Raw genomic sequence first — 16494 nt, 5'->3', positions numbered from 1 at the left:
TTAGTTTTCTAAGATGTTGGAGTGTTGATGGTGGATTATAATCCACCCTACGGTATTGGGCGGCTTAGAATGAGGCTAAGCGCTCAAACATCCAAAAGGTAGCGACTATGCCGCAGGTATAGCTCGCGGGATATCTAAGGGTTTCCATAGTTATAAACTTCATCAGTTTTGACAGCAGGTAGAACACCGCAAATAAGGCCGCAACAAATAACACCTGCCCTATTTCAACGCCGATATTAAAACTCAGTAAAGCTAATAGCTTTTCATTCTGCGGCAGGCCAATCTCCGCCAGAACAGACGCAAAACCAAAACCATGCAATAAACCAAAACTTGAAGAGACTAGAATCGGATACTTCAGGCTGAGGCTATTTTTATTGTTTTTGGCAATCTCCCAAGCCAGAAATACAATGCTTAAGGCGATCACTGCCTCCACCGGCGGAATCGGTATGACCAATGTATCCGTGGCAGCCAAAATTAACGTAACTGAGTGTGCAACCGTAAACCCGGTAATGGTTAGCAATAATTTATTGCGGCTACCTGAGATATAAACCAGACAGGCGACAAATAATAAATGGTCCAGCCCTACCAGAATATGTTCTACACCTAAAATAATATAAGTGACCACGGTATCGGCCTTGGTCATTTCTTTGATAACCGGCACGGTATAGTCCGGATTTTCTGTATTGAGTACCGCGGTGATGGTGTGTTGTTGATTATCTATAATACGTAATAACACATCACCTGAGGCGCCTTTAAGGCCTGCGATGGTAATCTGCATACCTTCAAGACCCGCTTTACGCTCCAGTGAAAAATTTTCTATATAGGCATTATTAATGATGCGCCGGCTTTTGGGGGCAGGCATGGAGGTAGCATCGTCAAACTGGGCTTCCAGCTGTTGGCGGCTGCCATTTCTTATAGGCATTTTAAATAGCACATCAAACTGGCTGGCATCGCTGGCGGTAATAGTCAGTGATGCCGGGCGCATATCATCAGCCTGGCTGAGTGCACTAATACTGAATAGCAGTATCAGCAGCAGACGGATCATGGGGCTACCTCTGTTTCAGGCTGAGCAATAATAACGGTGTATTTTTCCTGTAGTTTTTGTTCAAAGGTTTTAACCAGTTCCAAGCGGTTTTGATACTGCATATCCTGGAGCACGGTTTCTTGAACTGCCGCCAGCGGTTGTAAGGTGGCGGGGTTTTTTTCTGCAATCAAAATATAGTGCAAACCCAAACCGGATTTTATCGGGCCCTGCCATTGGCCAACGTCCAGCCCTTTAAGCTCGGCAACGAAGGCTTTACCAAAGCGGCGCTCTATTTGAAAGTCAGGTTGCTGTTGGAGGTTTTTTGGCAAGAGGGTTTGATCACCCTCAGGCGTTTTTCCGCTAGCTAGCAGCACTTTGTTTTCTGCTTGTTTCTGTTCAAGTTCCGCCTGTGGTCTATCCATGGATAAATATACCTGCTGAAAGCTATAGATATCCGGTGCCATATAACGCTCGGCATTTGTTTGATAAAAGGCCTGAATTTCTTCTGCTGTCGGTTGTTTGGTAGCCGCTAAATCCTCCAGCATATAATCCATTTTTTGTTTTATACGACGGTCAATGACTGTATCCCCCTTATCCATGGCCAATGCCCTGGCTTCACGCAGGTACATTTCGTTGATGGCATAGAGCATGGCGGAGTTTTGGATTTCTTCTGGCAGGGGCTCGCGTTTCCAGCGTTCGGTAAACTGGTTTTTTAATAATTGCAGGCGGCCTTCGCTAACCGATATGGTGAAATCATTTTCTTGCGGGGGGTTAAGCTGCTGGTAGGCAACAAAAAAAAGTAAGGCGATAAGAATAAAATGTAGCAGTGGCTCTTTTAACAGCGTTTTCAGCATCGATAGTGGGCCTTGGTGTCCTGTGAAAAAAGGCTAATAAACAAAACCCGCCATTGGCGGGCCTTGTTTCCGTAGGGTGGATTATAATCCACCAAACAGTATTTTCGTATAACGGTAGATTTTAATCCACCCTACTTTGGTGAGTACCAAATTGGTGAGGTGTAGGCACGTTCCTGACCTACCAGCTCGGCTTCTTTAGGCACTTTGGCACCCATACGGACTTTGTCATACAGTACCCAGCGCGGTGTTGGAATTTCCAATACCCGCACATAGTAGAAAGACGATTCCGCTTTATCAAAATCCGGGTCGGTCCAGACGGTGGCCAGTTCTGCATCACCAATGCTGTTAGACCAGGTCGCCGTTTTAAGATCTACCGTATTGCCTACGGACTTGGTAGCCCGACCATTTTTGATTTTCCGGCCATCAGACACTGCCACATCGTATACCCGTTCATGCAGTTTACCGGCTTTATCCATCCAGCCTTTGACCACTTGGATACGGTCCAGGTTGCCGCTCATAGGGTCTTTGCTGGCAGTAATCATAAAGTTAGGTGCTTTACCTTTGGCACCTACCAGATCACCACCCATCGGAACACCTTTGGCATAGCCGATGCTAGCGGCATCATTGGCATAGACGTCGTTTTTATCGTAGTCCCAACCCCCAAAGAAACGAACCGTCATGCGCGGGCCCGTGGTGGCGTAAGTTTCCTTGCGCTCCATGGCATCGTACAACGCGGTACGGGTATTTTCATGGGACCAGATACCGGTATAACCGGAAGCGACCAGTTTATAACCGGGGATTTCACCCATATCATTTTTGATAAAGGGGTGAGCAATACGGCTGGCGCTGGGCTCTACACTGGTAGACTTACCAAAAAAGTTATCTTCATCCGCTGTTGCCAGCGAGGTATGGCTATCGGTTGCACCACCGATACCAAATTTATAGGGGTTGGTGCCAAATTTTTTCTCTAGCATTAAACCCTGCTTAAGCGCTTCGCGGCCATATTCACCCTTTAGCATCTCTGGCTTTTTCAGTTCGGAGATATCCAGGTTGCCCACGTCCCAGTTTTCATAATCGGCAAACTCATCATCCGGAGATAAGGTTGGGTGGGTTTCACCGTCACCTTTAATCTGGGTGATTTCGTAGTGTGGCTCCCATTTTGCCCGCTGCTCAACAAACTCTTTATCGACGACACCGCCGTGATAGGTTGTTTCAGTGGGGAACATCCAACCGTTAGACAGGTTGCCGTTATGAGAAAAGGCAAAGACGCGGCCGCCGGTTTTTTGCTCGTAGGCTTCCAGCCATTTATACAGGTCTTTAGGGTCGGTACTACCCTTGGGCGCTTGCGTTACCGCGGGCTGCATCTGTAAAGCCTTATCGGCATTATCGCGGAAGATAACATTGCGGTGCAGGTTAAAACCCTTGGGGACGGAGGTCCACTCATAACCAATAAAGGCGGTAAACAGGCCGGGTTCGTTATGCTCTTCCGCGGCATTGACAATTTCTTCCCATACTTTGCCGAAGACTTCTGAGCCCGGGCTATAGTCTTCCAGAAATTGCTTGGGTACAGTCATTTGGGAGAAGCTCTGGATCAGGTCAAAGGCGGCCTCACCGGCGGCGGAGCCTCCTTTCACAAAGGCTTCATGGTATTCCTTGCCTTTAGGCACGGCCATAATATTGTCAGTGCCTTCTTTAATATCGGTGGCTATCCCCATCATATCGGAGTGGTCGGTCAGTACCATCCAATCCAGTGGGCGGGCCAGTTTGACGGGCACGCCGGTGGAGGCCACGACTTCTTCACCCTTGGCAAAGCGCCAGGCAGCATCCGGGCGCAGGGTATTGCCAAACAGGCCAGCATCCAGCGATAAGCCGGTATGGAGGTGAGAATCTCCCCAATAGACGTTTCTCGGCATGGTGGATTGGGCGTAGGGTGAGTAGTTTTTCTCGGCTTCGGTCAGCCCACCTTCTGATGAGGCGGCGCTAAAAGAGGTGGCGAGACTGATGGCAGCTGCCAGTGTCCAGGATTTACGGGTAATCATCTAAGAGTCCCTCTTATTGTTGGAATTATTGCTAGAGTAGGCAAGTCATCTCGAAATTACAACTGGAGCCTTATAAATAGTTGATCCATTATCCGTTTTGGCCAGCCATGGACTGACTGAGAGCAAACCTTATAAAGCGCCCACTGCAAAAGGCGCGGGGTATTCTGCAACCGGTTTGCGTTATACTAGTCGCCAGCCAATAGTCCATAGAGCCCGCCATTTATGTCAGAGTCTTTGCCCCCATGCCCCGAATGCCAATCAGCTTTTGTCTATCCGGATCAGGATAATCTGGTTTGCCCTGAATGCGGCTACGAATGGAATCCAGCGGATGTGACACAGGAGGCTGTTTTTACTGCCAAAGATGCCAACGGCACGGTGCTGGAGGCGGGGGATAAAATCACGCTGGCTAAAGATCTGAAAGTTAAGGGCAGTTCTCAGGTGCTTAAGATCGGCACGAAGGGCACTGTTCGAAATATCGTTGAAGGAAAGGATCACGAGCTGGACTGCAAATTAGCGGGCGCCGGTGAAATGATGGTAACCGCCAAATTTGTAAAGAAGGCCTAAGGGCTTCCATCAAACAGGCCTATTCTTCCCTCTACCTATTTCCTCTCTCTACCTATGCCTCTCTATAGCGGCGGTAGTCAGTGGCACCGAGCACAGGGTGTTAATTAGGAGAACAGCGTCCGCAGTTTCTCTCCGGGTTGTTCAGCTCGCATAAATGCCTCCCCGACTAAAAACGCATTCACATTATGCTCACGCATCAGCATCACATCTTCCTGAGTATGAATGCTGCTCTCAGTCACTACCATTCTGTCCGCAGGAATATGCGGCAATAAATCAATGGTGGTATTTAATGAGGTTTCAAAGGTATGCAGGTCGCGATTATTAATCCCTACCAGCGTATTACCCAGAGACAAACTGCGGTCCAGTTCTTCGCGGTTATGCACCTCGATTAAAACATCAAGCTGAAGCTCTTTGGCCGCCGCATCCAACTCAGCCATTTGTTGATCGTCCAAACAGGCGACAATCAATAAAATACAATCGGCACCAATCGCACGAGCTTCAACCACTTGATAGGGATCGACAATAAAATCCTTGCGGATAACGGGCAGTGAGCAGGCATTGCGAGCCTGCTGTAAATAAGCTTCACTGCCCTGAAAAAAATCTTTGTCGGTTAATACGGATAAACAAGCCGCCCCGCCCTGTTCATAACTGGCTGCAATCGCTGCGGGATCAAAAGACTCACGAATTACGCCTTTACTGGGTGAGGCTTTTTTGGCTTCGGCAATCACCGCAGATTGCCCGGCGGCTAATTTATCTGCCATCGATTGTACAAATCCGCGACAGGGGCTTTGCTCTAAAATTTGCTGCTGTAAATCACTGATTGAGGTGGTTGCCAATCGCTCGGCAACTTCCTCATGTTTGCGCTCAACAATTTTTTTCAGAATGGTTGGAGTACTCATAGCAAGCCTTAGGCCTCTTTCATCGTTTGCGTGACTTGCGCCAGTTCTTTGAGTTTTTCTCCGGCGGTACCACTGGCCAGAACGTCCTGGGCAATCTTTACGCCCTCTTCCAGACTGGAAGCGATATTGGCAGCATAAATAGCGGCACCGGCATTGAGCGCGACAATATCACTGGCGCCACCTTCGGCACCGGATAAGACGGACTGAATCAGCGATAAGCTTTCTGCAGCATCGGCGACTTTTAAATCAGCCAAGGCACTGCGCTGCAGGCCAAACTGTTCCGGGGAAATCGTGTACTCGGTAATTGCGCCATCCTTTAATTCCGCCACAAAGGTTTCGTCGGCAATACTGATTTCGTCCAGACCATCAGCGGAGTGGACCACCAGAATATGTTCACTGCCCAAATCTTTTAAGACTTCGGCAATAGGACGCACCCACTGTTTGCTAAACACACCCAATAGTTGGTTGGGTACACCGGCAGGGTTGGTAATGGGGCCGAGCAAATTAAAGACGGTGCGGGTGGCTAATTCTTTGCGTGGGCCAATAGCATGTTTCATGGCACTGTGATGGTTGAGTGCAAACATAAACCCTACACCCACTGTATCCACACAGCGAGCCACTTCTTCCGCGGTTAAATCCAAACGTACGCCTGCGGCCTCTAATAAATCCGCAGCACCACTTTTGGAACTGACCGAACGATTGCCATGCTTGGCAACTTTACCGCCAGCGGCTGCCACCACAAAGGTGCTGGCGGTAGAAATATTAAAGGTGCTAATACCGTCGCCACCGGTACCTACGATATCGACCAGATGGTCGCCACTGACGGAAACGCCTGTGGCCAACTCGCGCATAACGGTGGCGGCACCGGTAATTTCTTCGACGGTTTCACCCTTAATACGCAACGCGACTAAAAAGCCGGCGATTTGTGCATCGCTGCACTCGCCGGTCATAATTTGTCGCATTACGGCGATCATATCGTCGGTATTTAAGGACTGCCCTTCTATTACTTGTGAAATGGCGGTTTGAATATTCATTACTCAAGACTCCAAAAAGTTTTTCAGCAGATCATGGCCGTGCTCAGTCAGAATAGACTCAGGGTGGAATTGTACGCCTTCAACCGCCAAGGTTTTATGCCGCACTCCCATAATCTCATCCACTTCACCGTCTTCGGTTTGTGTCCACGCGGTAATCTCCAAACAATCCGGCAGGGATTGTTTTTCAATCACCAGCGAATGATAGCGCGTGGCTTCAAAGGGGTTGCGCAAACCGGCAAAGACGCCTTCGTTGTTGTGGTAAATCGGCGAGGTCTTACCATGCATGACCTGACGGGCGCGAACAATATTACCACCAAACACCTGGCCGATACTTTGATGGCCCAAGCAAATACCCAACACCGGTAATTTACCGGCAAAGTGTTCGATCACGGCCATGGAGACTCCCGCTTCATTGGGTGTACAAGGGCCGGGCGACACAACGATGCGTTCGGGCTGTAATGCCACAATTTCATCAATGGTAATTTCATCGTTGCGCACCACTTTTACATCGGCTTTTAATTCACCAAGGTACTGCACTACGTTGTAAGTAAAGGAGTCGTAGTTATCGATCATTAATAACATTAGGCGGCTCCCCCTTTTTTCTGCACCATTGCGGCCGCGGTAAATATCGCTCGGGCTTTATTCATGGTTTCTTTCCACTCTAAACGCGGCTGTGAGTCGGCCACGACACCGGCACCGGCCTGAACATGTAGTTGCTGGTCTTTAATGACTGCAGTACGGATAGCGATAGCGGTATCCATATTGCCATGCCATGACAGATAGCCTACCGCGCCGCCATAGACACCGCGCTTTACCGGTTCCAGTTCATCGATAATTTCCATAGCGCGAATTTTTGGCGCGCCACTTAATGTTCCTGCCGGCAAGGTAGCACGCAAAACATCCATGGCGGTTTTGCCTTCTTTTAAGGTGCCGGTGACATTGGACACGATATGCATTACATGGGAGTAACGCTCAACAATCATTTTGTCGGTTAACTCTACTGTGCCAATTTCTGATACACGGCCAGCATCGTTACGCCCCAAATCAATTAGCATTAAATGCTCGGCAATTTCTTTGGGGTCATCCAGCAGTTCTTTTTCCAGCGCAATATCTTCGGCTTCATCATGGCCACGGCGGCGAGTACCGGCGATGGGTCTAACATAGACTTTATTATCTTCCAAGCGTGCCAAAATTTCTGGCGATGAACCCACGATATGAAAATCATCAAGGTTAAGGAAGTACATATACGGTGAAGGGTTTAGATTGCGCAGTGCCCGGTAAAGATTAATCGGCTCGGCGGTAAAAGGAATGGATAAGCGCTGGGAAACAACCACTTGCATGGTATCCCCTGCTAAAACATACTCCTTAATGGTATCAACGGCCTCTTTAAAATTATCCTCACCAAAGCTGGAGACAAAATCACCTTCGCCAATGGTGGCGTCAGTATTTTGCAAATCCAACTCAGGCAATACCGGAATAGCCTGGGGTAAACGCTCAGCCAATTGCTGTAAACGCTGCTGCGCTTTTTCCAAAGCGTTATCTTCAGCAGGGTCGGCATGGACAATTAGCTTGATCGTGCCCGACAGATTATCAAATACCAGTACTTCATCGGAGACCATTAATAAAATATCAGGAGTGCCGATGACATCATCCGGTGCACTGTCTTTTAGGCGTTTCTCAACATAGCGCACGGTGTCATAACCAAAGTAACCGACAAGACCGCCGTGGAAGGCTGGCATTTCCGATATTTCAGGTACGCGATAACGGCTTTGAAACTCTTCAACAAAGGCCAACGGGTCTTCAAGATCATGGGTTTCCACCAGCTCACCGTCTGTGGTGATTTCGGCTTTAAAGCCATCTATTTTGAGTATCGTGCGCGAAGGCAAACCGATAATGGAGTAACGGCCCCATTTCTCACCACCCTGTACCGATTCAAAGAAATAGGAATAGGGGCCGTCGGCCAGTTTCAGATAGCTGCTTAAAGGAGTATCGAGATCTGCCAGCACTTCACGCGCAACCGGTATACGGTTGTAGTTCTGGGCTGCCAGTTCGGCAAATAATTGGGTATCCATGTGTAGTCCTTAGAGAAAACGGTTAACAGTAAAAAATCAGACAGCGGGTGTTCTGGTAAAGAGCACCATTGGGGGAGCTACCATCGCCAGCGCGTGATCTCGCGCATATTGGTGCTGGCCTTGGCTAGCAGTAGTTGTCTGTTTTTTATGTTCATTATTTAAGCTCTTAAGCTGTTTCCGTTTCTCCATGCCAAAGAGGTATCGGCAGGAAGGCTAGCATTGTACGCAAGCCACAGGCGTAATAAAAGGTGCTGTTAGGTGTGGTTAGGGTAATTTTCCGATTTTTGAGGGTGATATGGCCATTATTGGCATACAATAACCGCAATGAAAAACAAAACTATTCTGGGGATATCGGCCTTTTACCACGACAGTGCCGCCGCCCTGATCGATAATGGCGTTATTCTGGCTGCGGCCCAGGAAGAGCGTTTTAGCCGTATCAAACACGACCCCGCCTTCCCTGAGCAGGCTATTCGGTTTTGCCTGGACCAGGCCGGCCTAAGCCTGCAACAAGTGGATGCCGTGGTCTTCTATGATAAGCCCTTTCTCACCTTTGACCGGCTGTTAGAAACGTATCTAAGTTTTGCCCCAAGAGGGTTGAGTTCCTTTATTCGCAGTATGCCGATCTGGTTAAAAGAGAAGTTGCTGCTAAAGCCCCAATTGCTCAAGCAACTCTCAGCGCTTGATAACAGCGAACAGCTGCCACGCCTTTTATTTACTGAGCACCACCAGTCCCATGCGGCTTCGGCTTTTTATCCCAGCCCCTTTCAGCAAGCGGCCGTGTTATGTATGGATGGCGTAGGCGAATGGGCCACTACCTCGGCATGGTTGGGGGACGGCAATAAACTGACACCACTCTGGCAAATCAATTTCCCCCATTCGCTGGGTTTGCTGTATTCCGCGTTTACGTATTTTTGCGGCTTTAAGGTTAACTCTGGCGAGTATAAGTTGATGGGGCTGGCGCCCTATGGCAAGCCGGTGTATCAAGAACTGATCAAAGAAAAGCTGGTAGATATTAAAGCGGATGGCAGTTTCCAACTGAACCTGAAGTACTTTGATTATTGTATTGGCGACAAAATGACCCATAAGGCCTTTGACCAGCTATTTGATGGGCCACCTCGGGTCGCCGAATCACCCATCACGGAGCGCGAACTGAATTTAGCCGCATCGATACAGGCGGTAACGGAAGAGATTGTACTGGCACTGGCAAACACTATTAAGCAGGAAACCGGCGCCCGCTATTTATGTTTGGCTGGCGGTGTAGCCCTAAACTGCACTGCCAATGGCAAACTGGCGGCCGCGGGAATATTTGACGACGTATGGGTGCAACCTGCCGCGGGGGATGCCGGTGGCGCCATCGGCGCAGCGCTGGCGGCATGGCATCAATATTATGATGCACCTCGCACCAGTGATCACAAGGACGGTATGGCGGGCACTTACCTTGGCCCGGATTATTCCTCAGCGGAGATTAAGGGCTTTCTGGACAAGCATCAGATCCCTTATCAACCACTCGATCAGCAAACGCTTTATACAGAGACCGCCAGACGTTTAGCTGAGGGCAATATTATCGGCTGGTTTCAGGGCCGGATGGAGTTTGGCCCCAGAGCCTTAGGCAACCGCTCTATTCTTGCCGACCCAAGAAAACCGGAGATGCAGAGCAAACTGAATTTAAAGATAAAGTACCGGGAGTCTTTTCGCCCCTTTGCCCCCTCTGTACTGGAAGAACAAGCAGATCAGTATTTTCATATGTCGCAACCCAGCCCTTATATGTTGATAAGCAGCCCGGTCAAAGACACGCTGAGAGTTGCTGGCAGCGAACAGGCGATGGCAGAGCAAAACGGTCTGGACAAATTAAGCTGCCAGCGTTCAAGCATCCCTGCGGTCACCCATATTGACTATTCCGCGCGGGTACAGACGGTTAGTAAAACCAGCAACCCCCAATACCATCAACTATTAACCTGCTTTGAACAATTAACCGGCTGTGCCACGTTGATCAACACCTCCTTTAATGTGCGAGGAGAACCGATTGTCTGCACCCCCGAGGATGCCTGGCACTGTTTTATCCATACCGAGATGGATTATTTATTGCTGGGAAACTTTTTACTCGATAAAAAAGACCACACTGAAACCCCCCAACCCCCTCAAGGCTTTGCATTGGATTAATATGGCGACCAAACTATCCCAGAGAAAGCAGCTTCGATTATTCGGCGTAATACTGTCCGCGGTAATGGTTTTTTGGCTAACGGTTTATGGGTTTAGCCAACAACTTAGCCTGAATAGTTTATGGCCTGGCTACTGTATTGCCTCAATTTTATTTGCCATTGCTATTATAAACCCACCCTGGTTGAGCCAGCCTTATAGATACTGGCTCAAAGGGGCGCATGGTTTAAATCGGCTAATCACCGCCACAACGCTGGGTATTTGTTTTTTCTGTATTATTACACCGACCGCTTTTATCAAGCGCGCCTTTGGCAATGATGCTATGTTTAAACCCAGCCATCTGCCTAATAGTTATCGCCAAAACAGTGAGGTGATAACCCCCAGTGATATGGAGCATCCGTTTTAGTGTTAGACTTTTTATCTGATCTTTTCGGCTTTGCCAAAAAGCATAAAAAATTCTGGGTTATCCCTATTGTTTTGATGTTAATGCTGGTTAGCTCGCTGATTATTTTTGCCGAGGGCTCGGCTATCAGCCCTTTTATTTATACCTTGTTTTAAGTGCAGCAACCATCATGACCCAAGATAAAGCGAATAAACAATCGTTATTGGCGATCACCACCGTCACCATTAGCCTTATTATCTGTGCAGTCTTGGCCGACACTTTTTTGGGTTGGTATAAGCACAAGGTGGCCAGCAGTTCTCAAATGCAACCGGGCTTAATGCGCTATCACCCGCAATTAGGCTGGACACTATCACCCTCATGGCAGGGCAGCCATCAACACCACGATTTTTCCGTTGTCTATAGCACCCATATTTTTGGCTTTCGCAATGGTATGGACGAGCAAGCTTTTTTACCCCATAAAAAAACCAGGCCCAGGGTAGCGCTGGTGGGTGACAGTTTTACGTTTGGTTTTGGTGTTAATGACGAGGAAACTTTTCATGCACAGCTAAGTCTGGCTGATCCTGACCGGGAATATATTAACCTTAGCGTTCCCGGCTATAGTACTGACCAGCAATATTTATTAATAAAAAATACGGCAACGGATTTTGCCATCGACCATTATGTGCTGGTGTTTTATCTGGGTAACGATATTTTAGACAATCCACTCCCCTTTCCTCTGCAAGCCCCCAGAGGAAAACCTTTTTTTGAACTGCATAATAATCAGTTGCAACTCAATAATACGCCGGTTCCGAAACAAGCCAAAACCGCCGCACTGCAAGCAACAACGTTAGACTCGATTATCTTTGGCAATGAACTGGCAGCCTATTCAAGCTCGTTAGATTATCTTCGTCAATCCAGTGAATTGCTTCGACTGATTATTCCGCCCTCAAAAACGCCAGACAGCGCTGCGATTTATTCGATACTCGAACGTCGGTTGGCAGCGCAGGAAACCTTATTATTGGCGCTATTGAAGGCCATTCAGCAGCAAACTCAACACCAGCAAAGCGCCCTCACTCTGGCCATACTACCCGGGCAATCACTGATTGTTTCACCCAACTCTTACTCTGCCCATTTTCAGGACTATGTGAGAATTAAAAGCACAGGGATGGCTGAGACACTGGGGATTGAGGTGATTGATATTGCCGAACAATTAGCGGCGCAGTATCAACCGGGCAAGCGTTGGTTTCATCCAAATGAAGGGCATTTGACCGCTGAAGGACACCGCAAAGTTGCAGAGATCATCAATAGCGCTATGCAGCAATAAGCGATAGCACCGCAGAAAAACAATCCACAATTAAATCTGGCTCAGATAAGGCAATCGCTTCGCCATGGTTATAGCCATAATCAACGGCCACCACTGACATACCGGCAGCTTTGGCGGCCTTAATATCATGCTTGGAATCTCCCACCATTAAACACATCGAGGGCTCCACTTGCAGCAAGCGGCAAGCATAAAACAATGGCTGCGGTGAGGGCTTTTTTTCATGGGTGCATTCCCCCCCCACAAGCACGTTAAAATATTGACCAATCCCCAAACCAGATAATAAACCCGGCACAAACTCAATCGGTTTATTGGTTACCACAGCCATGGGGATATTTTGTTGCTGTAAGTGTTCCAGCGTATCAGCAACACCCGGATAAAGCCGACTGGCCTTGCCGTTAACTACCGCATAATGAAAAAGAAATTGCTGGTGGGCTTGTTGTAATAGTTGCGGATCAACCGTATCTGTCGCCAATAAATCAGCCAATGCCCGCTCGATCAATGTCAGCGCGCCATTGCCGACCCAGCCTCGCACGCGATCTTCTCCCGGGGCAGCAAAGCCTAGCCCAGTGAATGCAGTATCAACAGCGCAGGCAAGATCGGGAACACTGTCCACCAGAGTGCCGTCCAAATCAAACAGGACGGCTTGAGGTTGAAGACTATTTAACAAGCGCAAGCTGTTCACGCATAGCGGCGATTGCTGCTGCGTAATCAGGCTTATTGTAAATAGCTGAACCTGCAACAAAGGTATCGGCGCCAGCTTCTGCAATGTCGCGAATATTATCTGCGGTTACACCGCCATCAATTTCCAAACGAATATCGTGGCCACTGGCATCAATCAGCTGACGCACTTCACGCAGTTTATCCAGGGTGGCTGGTATAAATTTCTGCCCGCCAAAACCCGGGTTTACCGACATTAATAAAATCATATCGACTTTATCCATCACATATTTTAATGGCTCAAGCCCCATTGCGGGGTTAAGCACCAAACCGGATTTGCAGCCTGCATCGCGGATCATCGCCAGTGAGCGATCCACATGGGTAGAGGCATCGGGATGAAAGGTAATATAGGAGGCACCCGCTTTGGCAAAGTCAGCAATCAAACCATCGACGGGGCTGACCATCAGGTGGACATCAATCGGCGCGGTCACGCCATAATCGCGCAGGGCTTTGCAGACCATGGGCCCAATGGTCAGGTTGGGCACATAGTGGTTATCCATCACATCAAAGTGCACAATATCGGCACCGGCCTGTAATACCGCATCAACTTCTTCACCCAGGCGGGCAAAGTCTGCTGACAGAATGGAGGGGGCTATAAGAAAATCACTCATGGTTATACCTTGTTTGAGTTAAGTCGTGCGCGTTAAATAATCGGGCTAAATGACAAAAAAGTTGTCGCTGGGCAAACGAAGCCGCTATTCTACTGAAAAGCCAACCGCAAATCACATATCAGTATTTTACGTTTATGCGCACATTATTTATCGGGTTCTCAGCTTTATTGATCTCTTTGCCACTATGGGCTCAAGAGCCCACCCCTGAGGCCGCTGCTCCCCCGCCGCCACCGGTTACCGCTGCGGCTGGCACAGAGACTCTGTTAGACCAGCAAGTGGCTGACAATGAAAAAGTCTGGCTGCCTGTGGCAGGCTCCTCGCAACTGGCTTTTTACCTGAATGAAACCAGCGGCAAGGCCCATGGCGGTGTCATTCTGCTGCCAAAAACCGGACAACACCCCGCCACTAAAGGCAGTGATATCAATGCGTTTCGTATCGCACTCTCTGACAATCACTGGCATACCCTGGCACTCAATAGCAGCGAGGCCGATAAAGAGCAGGCCTTAGCGTTTATCACTGCCGGGGTTAATTACCTGAATCAACAGGGGGTTTACAATATTGCCATTCTTGGTGAGGGTACGGGGGCAGCCTATGCCCTGCACTATGCGGCCTCTATCAGCAATGTAAACCGGCCACGGGGCCAATTTGCCCCGATCAGGGCGGTGGTTATGATTAACGCTGAAAATAAACTAGCGGGGGATGATGCCAAAACACTGGAACAATTCACCCAGATCCGCATGCCCATACTCGACGCCTATTCCAATAGCGACTATCAAAAGCAGCGTCTGGCAGACCAGAGAAAACGTGCCGCCCGCAAAAAAATGAACCGGCTCTACCAGCAAATTCGATTGCCGCAGGCCAGTGGTGTGCAACAAAATGAAGATAACCGTATTACCAAGCGTATCCGTGGCTGGCTGGATAAAAACGTAGCGGGCTTTATGATCGACCGCTAACGATTGGACAATATTTGCTGTTCTAATATCTCCAAGCGCTCAGGCGTACCCACATCGGTCCAGGCACCCTGATGATGCTCGGCAGTCACCTGCTGCTCTTTCATGGCCTCAATTAATGGCTGGCGCAGCGGGAACGGCCCCCTGGGGCAGAAAGCAAAGAGCTTGGGGTGTAAAACACTGATGCCAGAATAGGTCAGGGCAACGCCATCAGCACTCTCCCGGTCAGGCAGCAGGCGACCATTTTGCATTAAAGAAAAATCTCCCTGCGGATTATGTTCGGGGTTGGATACCATGACTAAGTGGGCCAACTCTATAGACTTATTGATCAGCTGGCCGTAATCGTAATCTGACCAGACATCACCATTGGTCAAAATAAAGGGCTCATCCCCCAATAAGGGCAGCGCATTGGCAATACCTGCCCCCGTATTCATCGGCTCTTTTTCCGGCGAATAACGAATGCTGGCCCCAAAAGCTGAGCCGTCCCCGAGGCAAGCCTCAATCTGCTCACCCAGATAGGCATGATTGATCACTATCTCGGTAACTCCCACCGCGACCAATGCTTCAATATGGTAAACAATCAGTGGTTTGCCCGCGCAGGGCAATAAGGGTTTAGGGGTATTATCCGTTAAAGGTCGCATCCGCTTGCCGAGACCGGCAGCCAATATCATCGCTTTCATAGTGGGCCTTCTATACGGGTTTCCAATAGCGCCAACAGCTGTTTCAACGCGGGTAATTCTGGCCTGCGCTGGGCGACGGTGTTTAGATATTTAAAGAAACGGGTGGTATCTGCCAGATAGCGGGGCTTGCCATCGCGATGGCAGATACGGGCAAAGATGCCAATCACTTTCAAGTGCCGCTGGGCACCCATAATATCGCAATCACGCTGAAAATCGGCAAACTGCTCCGGCACCGGCAAACCCGCCTGCTGCGCCTGTGACCAGTAGCTACTTAACCACTCACTCACTTTTTGCTCTGGCCAGCTGATAAAGGCATCTTTGAACAAGCAACTGATGTCATAACTGATCGGGCCGTAAACCGCATCTTGAAAATCCAATACCCCCACTCCGCTGCCTTGGTTAACCATCAGGTTGCGGGGCATATAGTCACGGTGAACATAAACCCGGTGCTGTGGCTGTATATGGTTAATTAACTGGTCAAATAACTGCTCTAGCAAGTTAGTCAGTTCAGCGTCTAGCGTCAGGCCCAGATGACGTTGTAGATACCATTCCGGGAACAGGCTTAGCTCCCGCCTTAACAAGGCCTCATCATAGGGAGGCAATTGATCGGGCTGACTGGTCAGCTGAAACTTAATCAGTGCACTGATCGCATCCGCAAAATACGTATCGGCCTGGCTGAGGCTAAAACCCTCGCTATTCATAACATCCAGATAGGTCTGCAAGCCCAGATCGCTCAGTAGCAAAAAGCCCTGCTCCAAGTCCTGTGCCAGTATCTCTGGTACCAGCACCCCTGACTCTGCCAGCATTGCGGCCACCTTGATAAAGGGGCGACAATCTTCTGTCTCTGGGGGGGCGTCCATGGCAATTAGCGAACGGCCATTGTGCTGGTAGCGAAAATAGCGCCTGAAACCGGCATCGCTACCCGCCGCCACGCCAGTGAGCTGGGCGCCCAACTGATCCGCCAACCACTGTTCTAATTGATACTGCCTACTATCCACTGCTGGCTCTAAGGTATCCAAAGACAATCTCTTACTCTCTCTGTCTGTCTATCTAACATTCATTATTGTTTTTCAGCCCCCTCGACTAGTGAGGGCAGCACTATTATGCACCATTGCGCCGCCAGAAGGATTAAAAGTTCTGGCACGGGCATTCCTGCTCATAATGCTTTATTATCCACGTTCTTAAAA

Annotated in this window: 17 protein-coding genes; 6 read left to right on the top strand and 11 right to left on the bottom strand. The window is 49.1% G+C overall.

All coding sequences use genetic code 11. From position 1 onward, the window contains the following. Nucleotides 1–64 precede the first annotated feature (64 nt). From BST96_RS09390 to BST96_RS09380, 3 genes are all read right to left on the bottom strand, one after another. Entirely contained in the window at nt 65–1045 is a 981-nt protein-coding gene (locus tag BST96_RS09390; RefSeq protein ID WP_085758461.1) for a HupE/UreJ family protein, read from the bottom strand. Then, nucleotides 1042–1878 (bottom strand): peptidyl-prolyl cis-trans isomerase, encoded by an 837-nt coding sequence (locus tag BST96_RS09385; RefSeq protein ID WP_085758460.1) that lies wholly within the window; start codon nt 1876–1878, stop codon nt 1042–1044. Before BST96_RS09385 ends, BST96_RS09390 begins: the two co-directional genes overlap by 4 nt. 131 nt (nt 1879–2009) lie before the next feature. After that, nucleotides 2010–3917, bottom strand: coding sequence for a DUF3604 domain-containing protein (locus BST96_RS09380; RefSeq protein ID WP_085758459.1), 1908 nt, complete (start codon nt 3915–3917; stop codon nt 2010–2012). 222 nt (nt 3918–4139) lie between these two features. Here BST96_RS09380 and BST96_RS09375 point away from each other — a divergent pair, with 222 nt between their 5' ends. Then, nucleotides 4140–4481: a zinc ribbon domain-containing protein YjdM gene (locus BST96_RS09375; RefSeq protein ID WP_085758458.1), complete on the top strand. Its 342-nt coding sequence runs from the start codon at nt 4140–4142 to the stop codon at nt 4479–4481. Between the two features lie 104 nt (nt 4482–4585). On the opposite strand, the gene trpC is transcribed toward BST96_RS09375, so the two are convergent. From trpC to trpE, 4 genes are read right to left on the bottom strand one after another with little or no spacing between them, the layout of a single operon-like run. Next, nucleotides 4586–5380 carry an indole-3-glycerol phosphate synthase TrpC gene (gene trpC / locus BST96_RS09370; protein WP_085758457.1) on the bottom strand — a complete coding sequence of 265 codons (795 nt, stop codon included), beginning with the start codon at nt 5378–5380 and terminating at the stop codon, nt 4586–4588. 8 nt (nt 5381–5388) lie between these two features. Further along, nucleotides 5389–6414 (bottom strand): anthranilate phosphoribosyltransferase, encoded by a 1026-nt coding sequence (trpD, locus tag BST96_RS09365; protein ID WP_085758456.1) that lies wholly within the window; start codon nt 6412–6414, stop codon nt 5389–5391. A 3-nt stretch (nt 6415–6417) separates the two neighbouring features. Beyond that, a complete protein-coding gene (locus BST96_RS09360; RefSeq protein ID WP_085758455.1) occupies nt 6418–6996 on the bottom strand; it encodes an anthranilate synthase component II in 579 nt (192 codons plus the stop codon). Further along, entirely contained in the window at nt 6996–8486 is a 1491-nt protein-coding gene (gene trpE / locus BST96_RS09355; protein ID WP_085758454.1) for an anthranilate synthase component I, read from the bottom strand. Before trpE ends, BST96_RS09360 begins: the two co-directional genes overlap by 1 nt. A gap of 324 nt (nt 8487–8810) precedes the next feature. On the opposite strand from trpE, the gene BST96_RS09350 reads away from it, so the two are divergent. The 4 genes from BST96_RS09350 to BST96_RS09340 are packed head-to-tail and all read left to right on the top strand — an operon-like array spanning nt 8811 to nt 12349. Further along, on the top strand, nt 8811–10646 hold the full coding sequence (locus BST96_RS09350) for a carbamoyltransferase family protein (protein WP_085758453.1): 1836 nt from the start codon (nt 8811–8813) through the stop codon (nt 10644–10646). Between the two features lies 1 nt (nt 10647). Next, on the top strand, nt 10648–11049 hold the full coding sequence (locus BST96_RS09345; protein WP_085758452.1) for an SxtJ family membrane protein: 402 nt from the start codon (nt 10648–10650) through the stop codon (nt 11047–11049). Then, nucleotides 11049–11201, top strand: a complete 153-nt coding sequence (locus BST96_RS20595; protein ID WP_169713957.1) for a DUF5989 family protein — start codon at nt 11049–11051, stop codon at nt 11199–11201. Before BST96_RS09345 ends, BST96_RS20595 begins: the two co-directional genes overlap by 1 nt. Before the next feature lie 14 nt (nt 11202–11215). Beyond that, nucleotides 11216–12349 carry an SGNH/GDSL hydrolase family protein gene (locus tag BST96_RS09340; RefSeq protein WP_085758451.1) on the top strand — a complete coding sequence of 378 codons (1134 nt, stop codon included), beginning with the start codon at nt 11216–11218 and terminating at the stop codon, nt 12347–12349. Here BST96_RS09340 and BST96_RS09335 read toward each other — a convergent pair. Then, entirely contained in the window at nt 12336–13016 is a 681-nt protein-coding gene (locus tag BST96_RS09335; RefSeq protein WP_206045429.1) for a phosphoglycolate phosphatase, read from the bottom strand. The genes BST96_RS09340 and BST96_RS09335 overlap by 14 nt on opposite strands. Next, nucleotides 13006–13677, bottom strand: a complete 672-nt coding sequence (rpe, locus tag BST96_RS09330; RefSeq protein ID WP_085758449.1) for a ribulose-phosphate 3-epimerase — start codon at nt 13675–13677, stop codon at nt 13006–13008. Before rpe ends, BST96_RS09335 begins: the two co-directional genes overlap by 11 nt. 134 nt (nt 13678–13811) lie before the next feature. Here rpe and BST96_RS09325 point away from each other — a divergent pair, with 134 nt between their 5' ends. Continuing rightward, the gene (locus tag BST96_RS09325; protein ID WP_085758448.1) at nt 13812–14630 is read left to right on the top strand and encodes a DUF3530 family protein; all 819 of its coding nucleotides are present in this window, start codon (nt 13812–13814) and stop codon (nt 14628–14630) included. Here BST96_RS09325 and murU read toward each other — a convergent pair. Both murU and BST96_RS09315 read right to left on the bottom strand, forming a co-directional pair. Then, nucleotides 14627–15307: an N-acetylmuramate alpha-1-phosphate uridylyltransferase MurU gene (gene murU, locus BST96_RS09320; RefSeq protein WP_085758447.1), complete on the bottom strand. Its 681-nt coding sequence runs from the start codon at nt 15305–15307 to the stop codon at nt 14627–14629. The two genes, BST96_RS09325 and murU, sit on opposite strands and share 4 nt — an antisense overlap. Beyond that, nucleotides 15304–16326, bottom strand: coding sequence for an aminoglycoside phosphotransferase family protein (locus BST96_RS09315; RefSeq protein ID WP_157118047.1), 1023 nt, complete (start codon nt 16324–16326; stop codon nt 15304–15306). The genes murU and BST96_RS09315 overlap by 4 nt, the downstream gene beginning before the upstream one ends. Nucleotides 16327–16494: the final 168 nt, after the last annotated feature.

It is taken from the genome of Oceanicoccus sagamiensis (assembly GCF_002117105.1).
Classification (GTDB): Bacteria; Pseudomonadota; Gammaproteobacteria; order Pseudomonadales; family Dasaniaceae; genus Oceanicoccus; species Oceanicoccus sagamiensis.
Note: the sequence above shows the minus strand (reverse complement) of the source record. Positions and strands in the feature narration are given on the sequence as shown.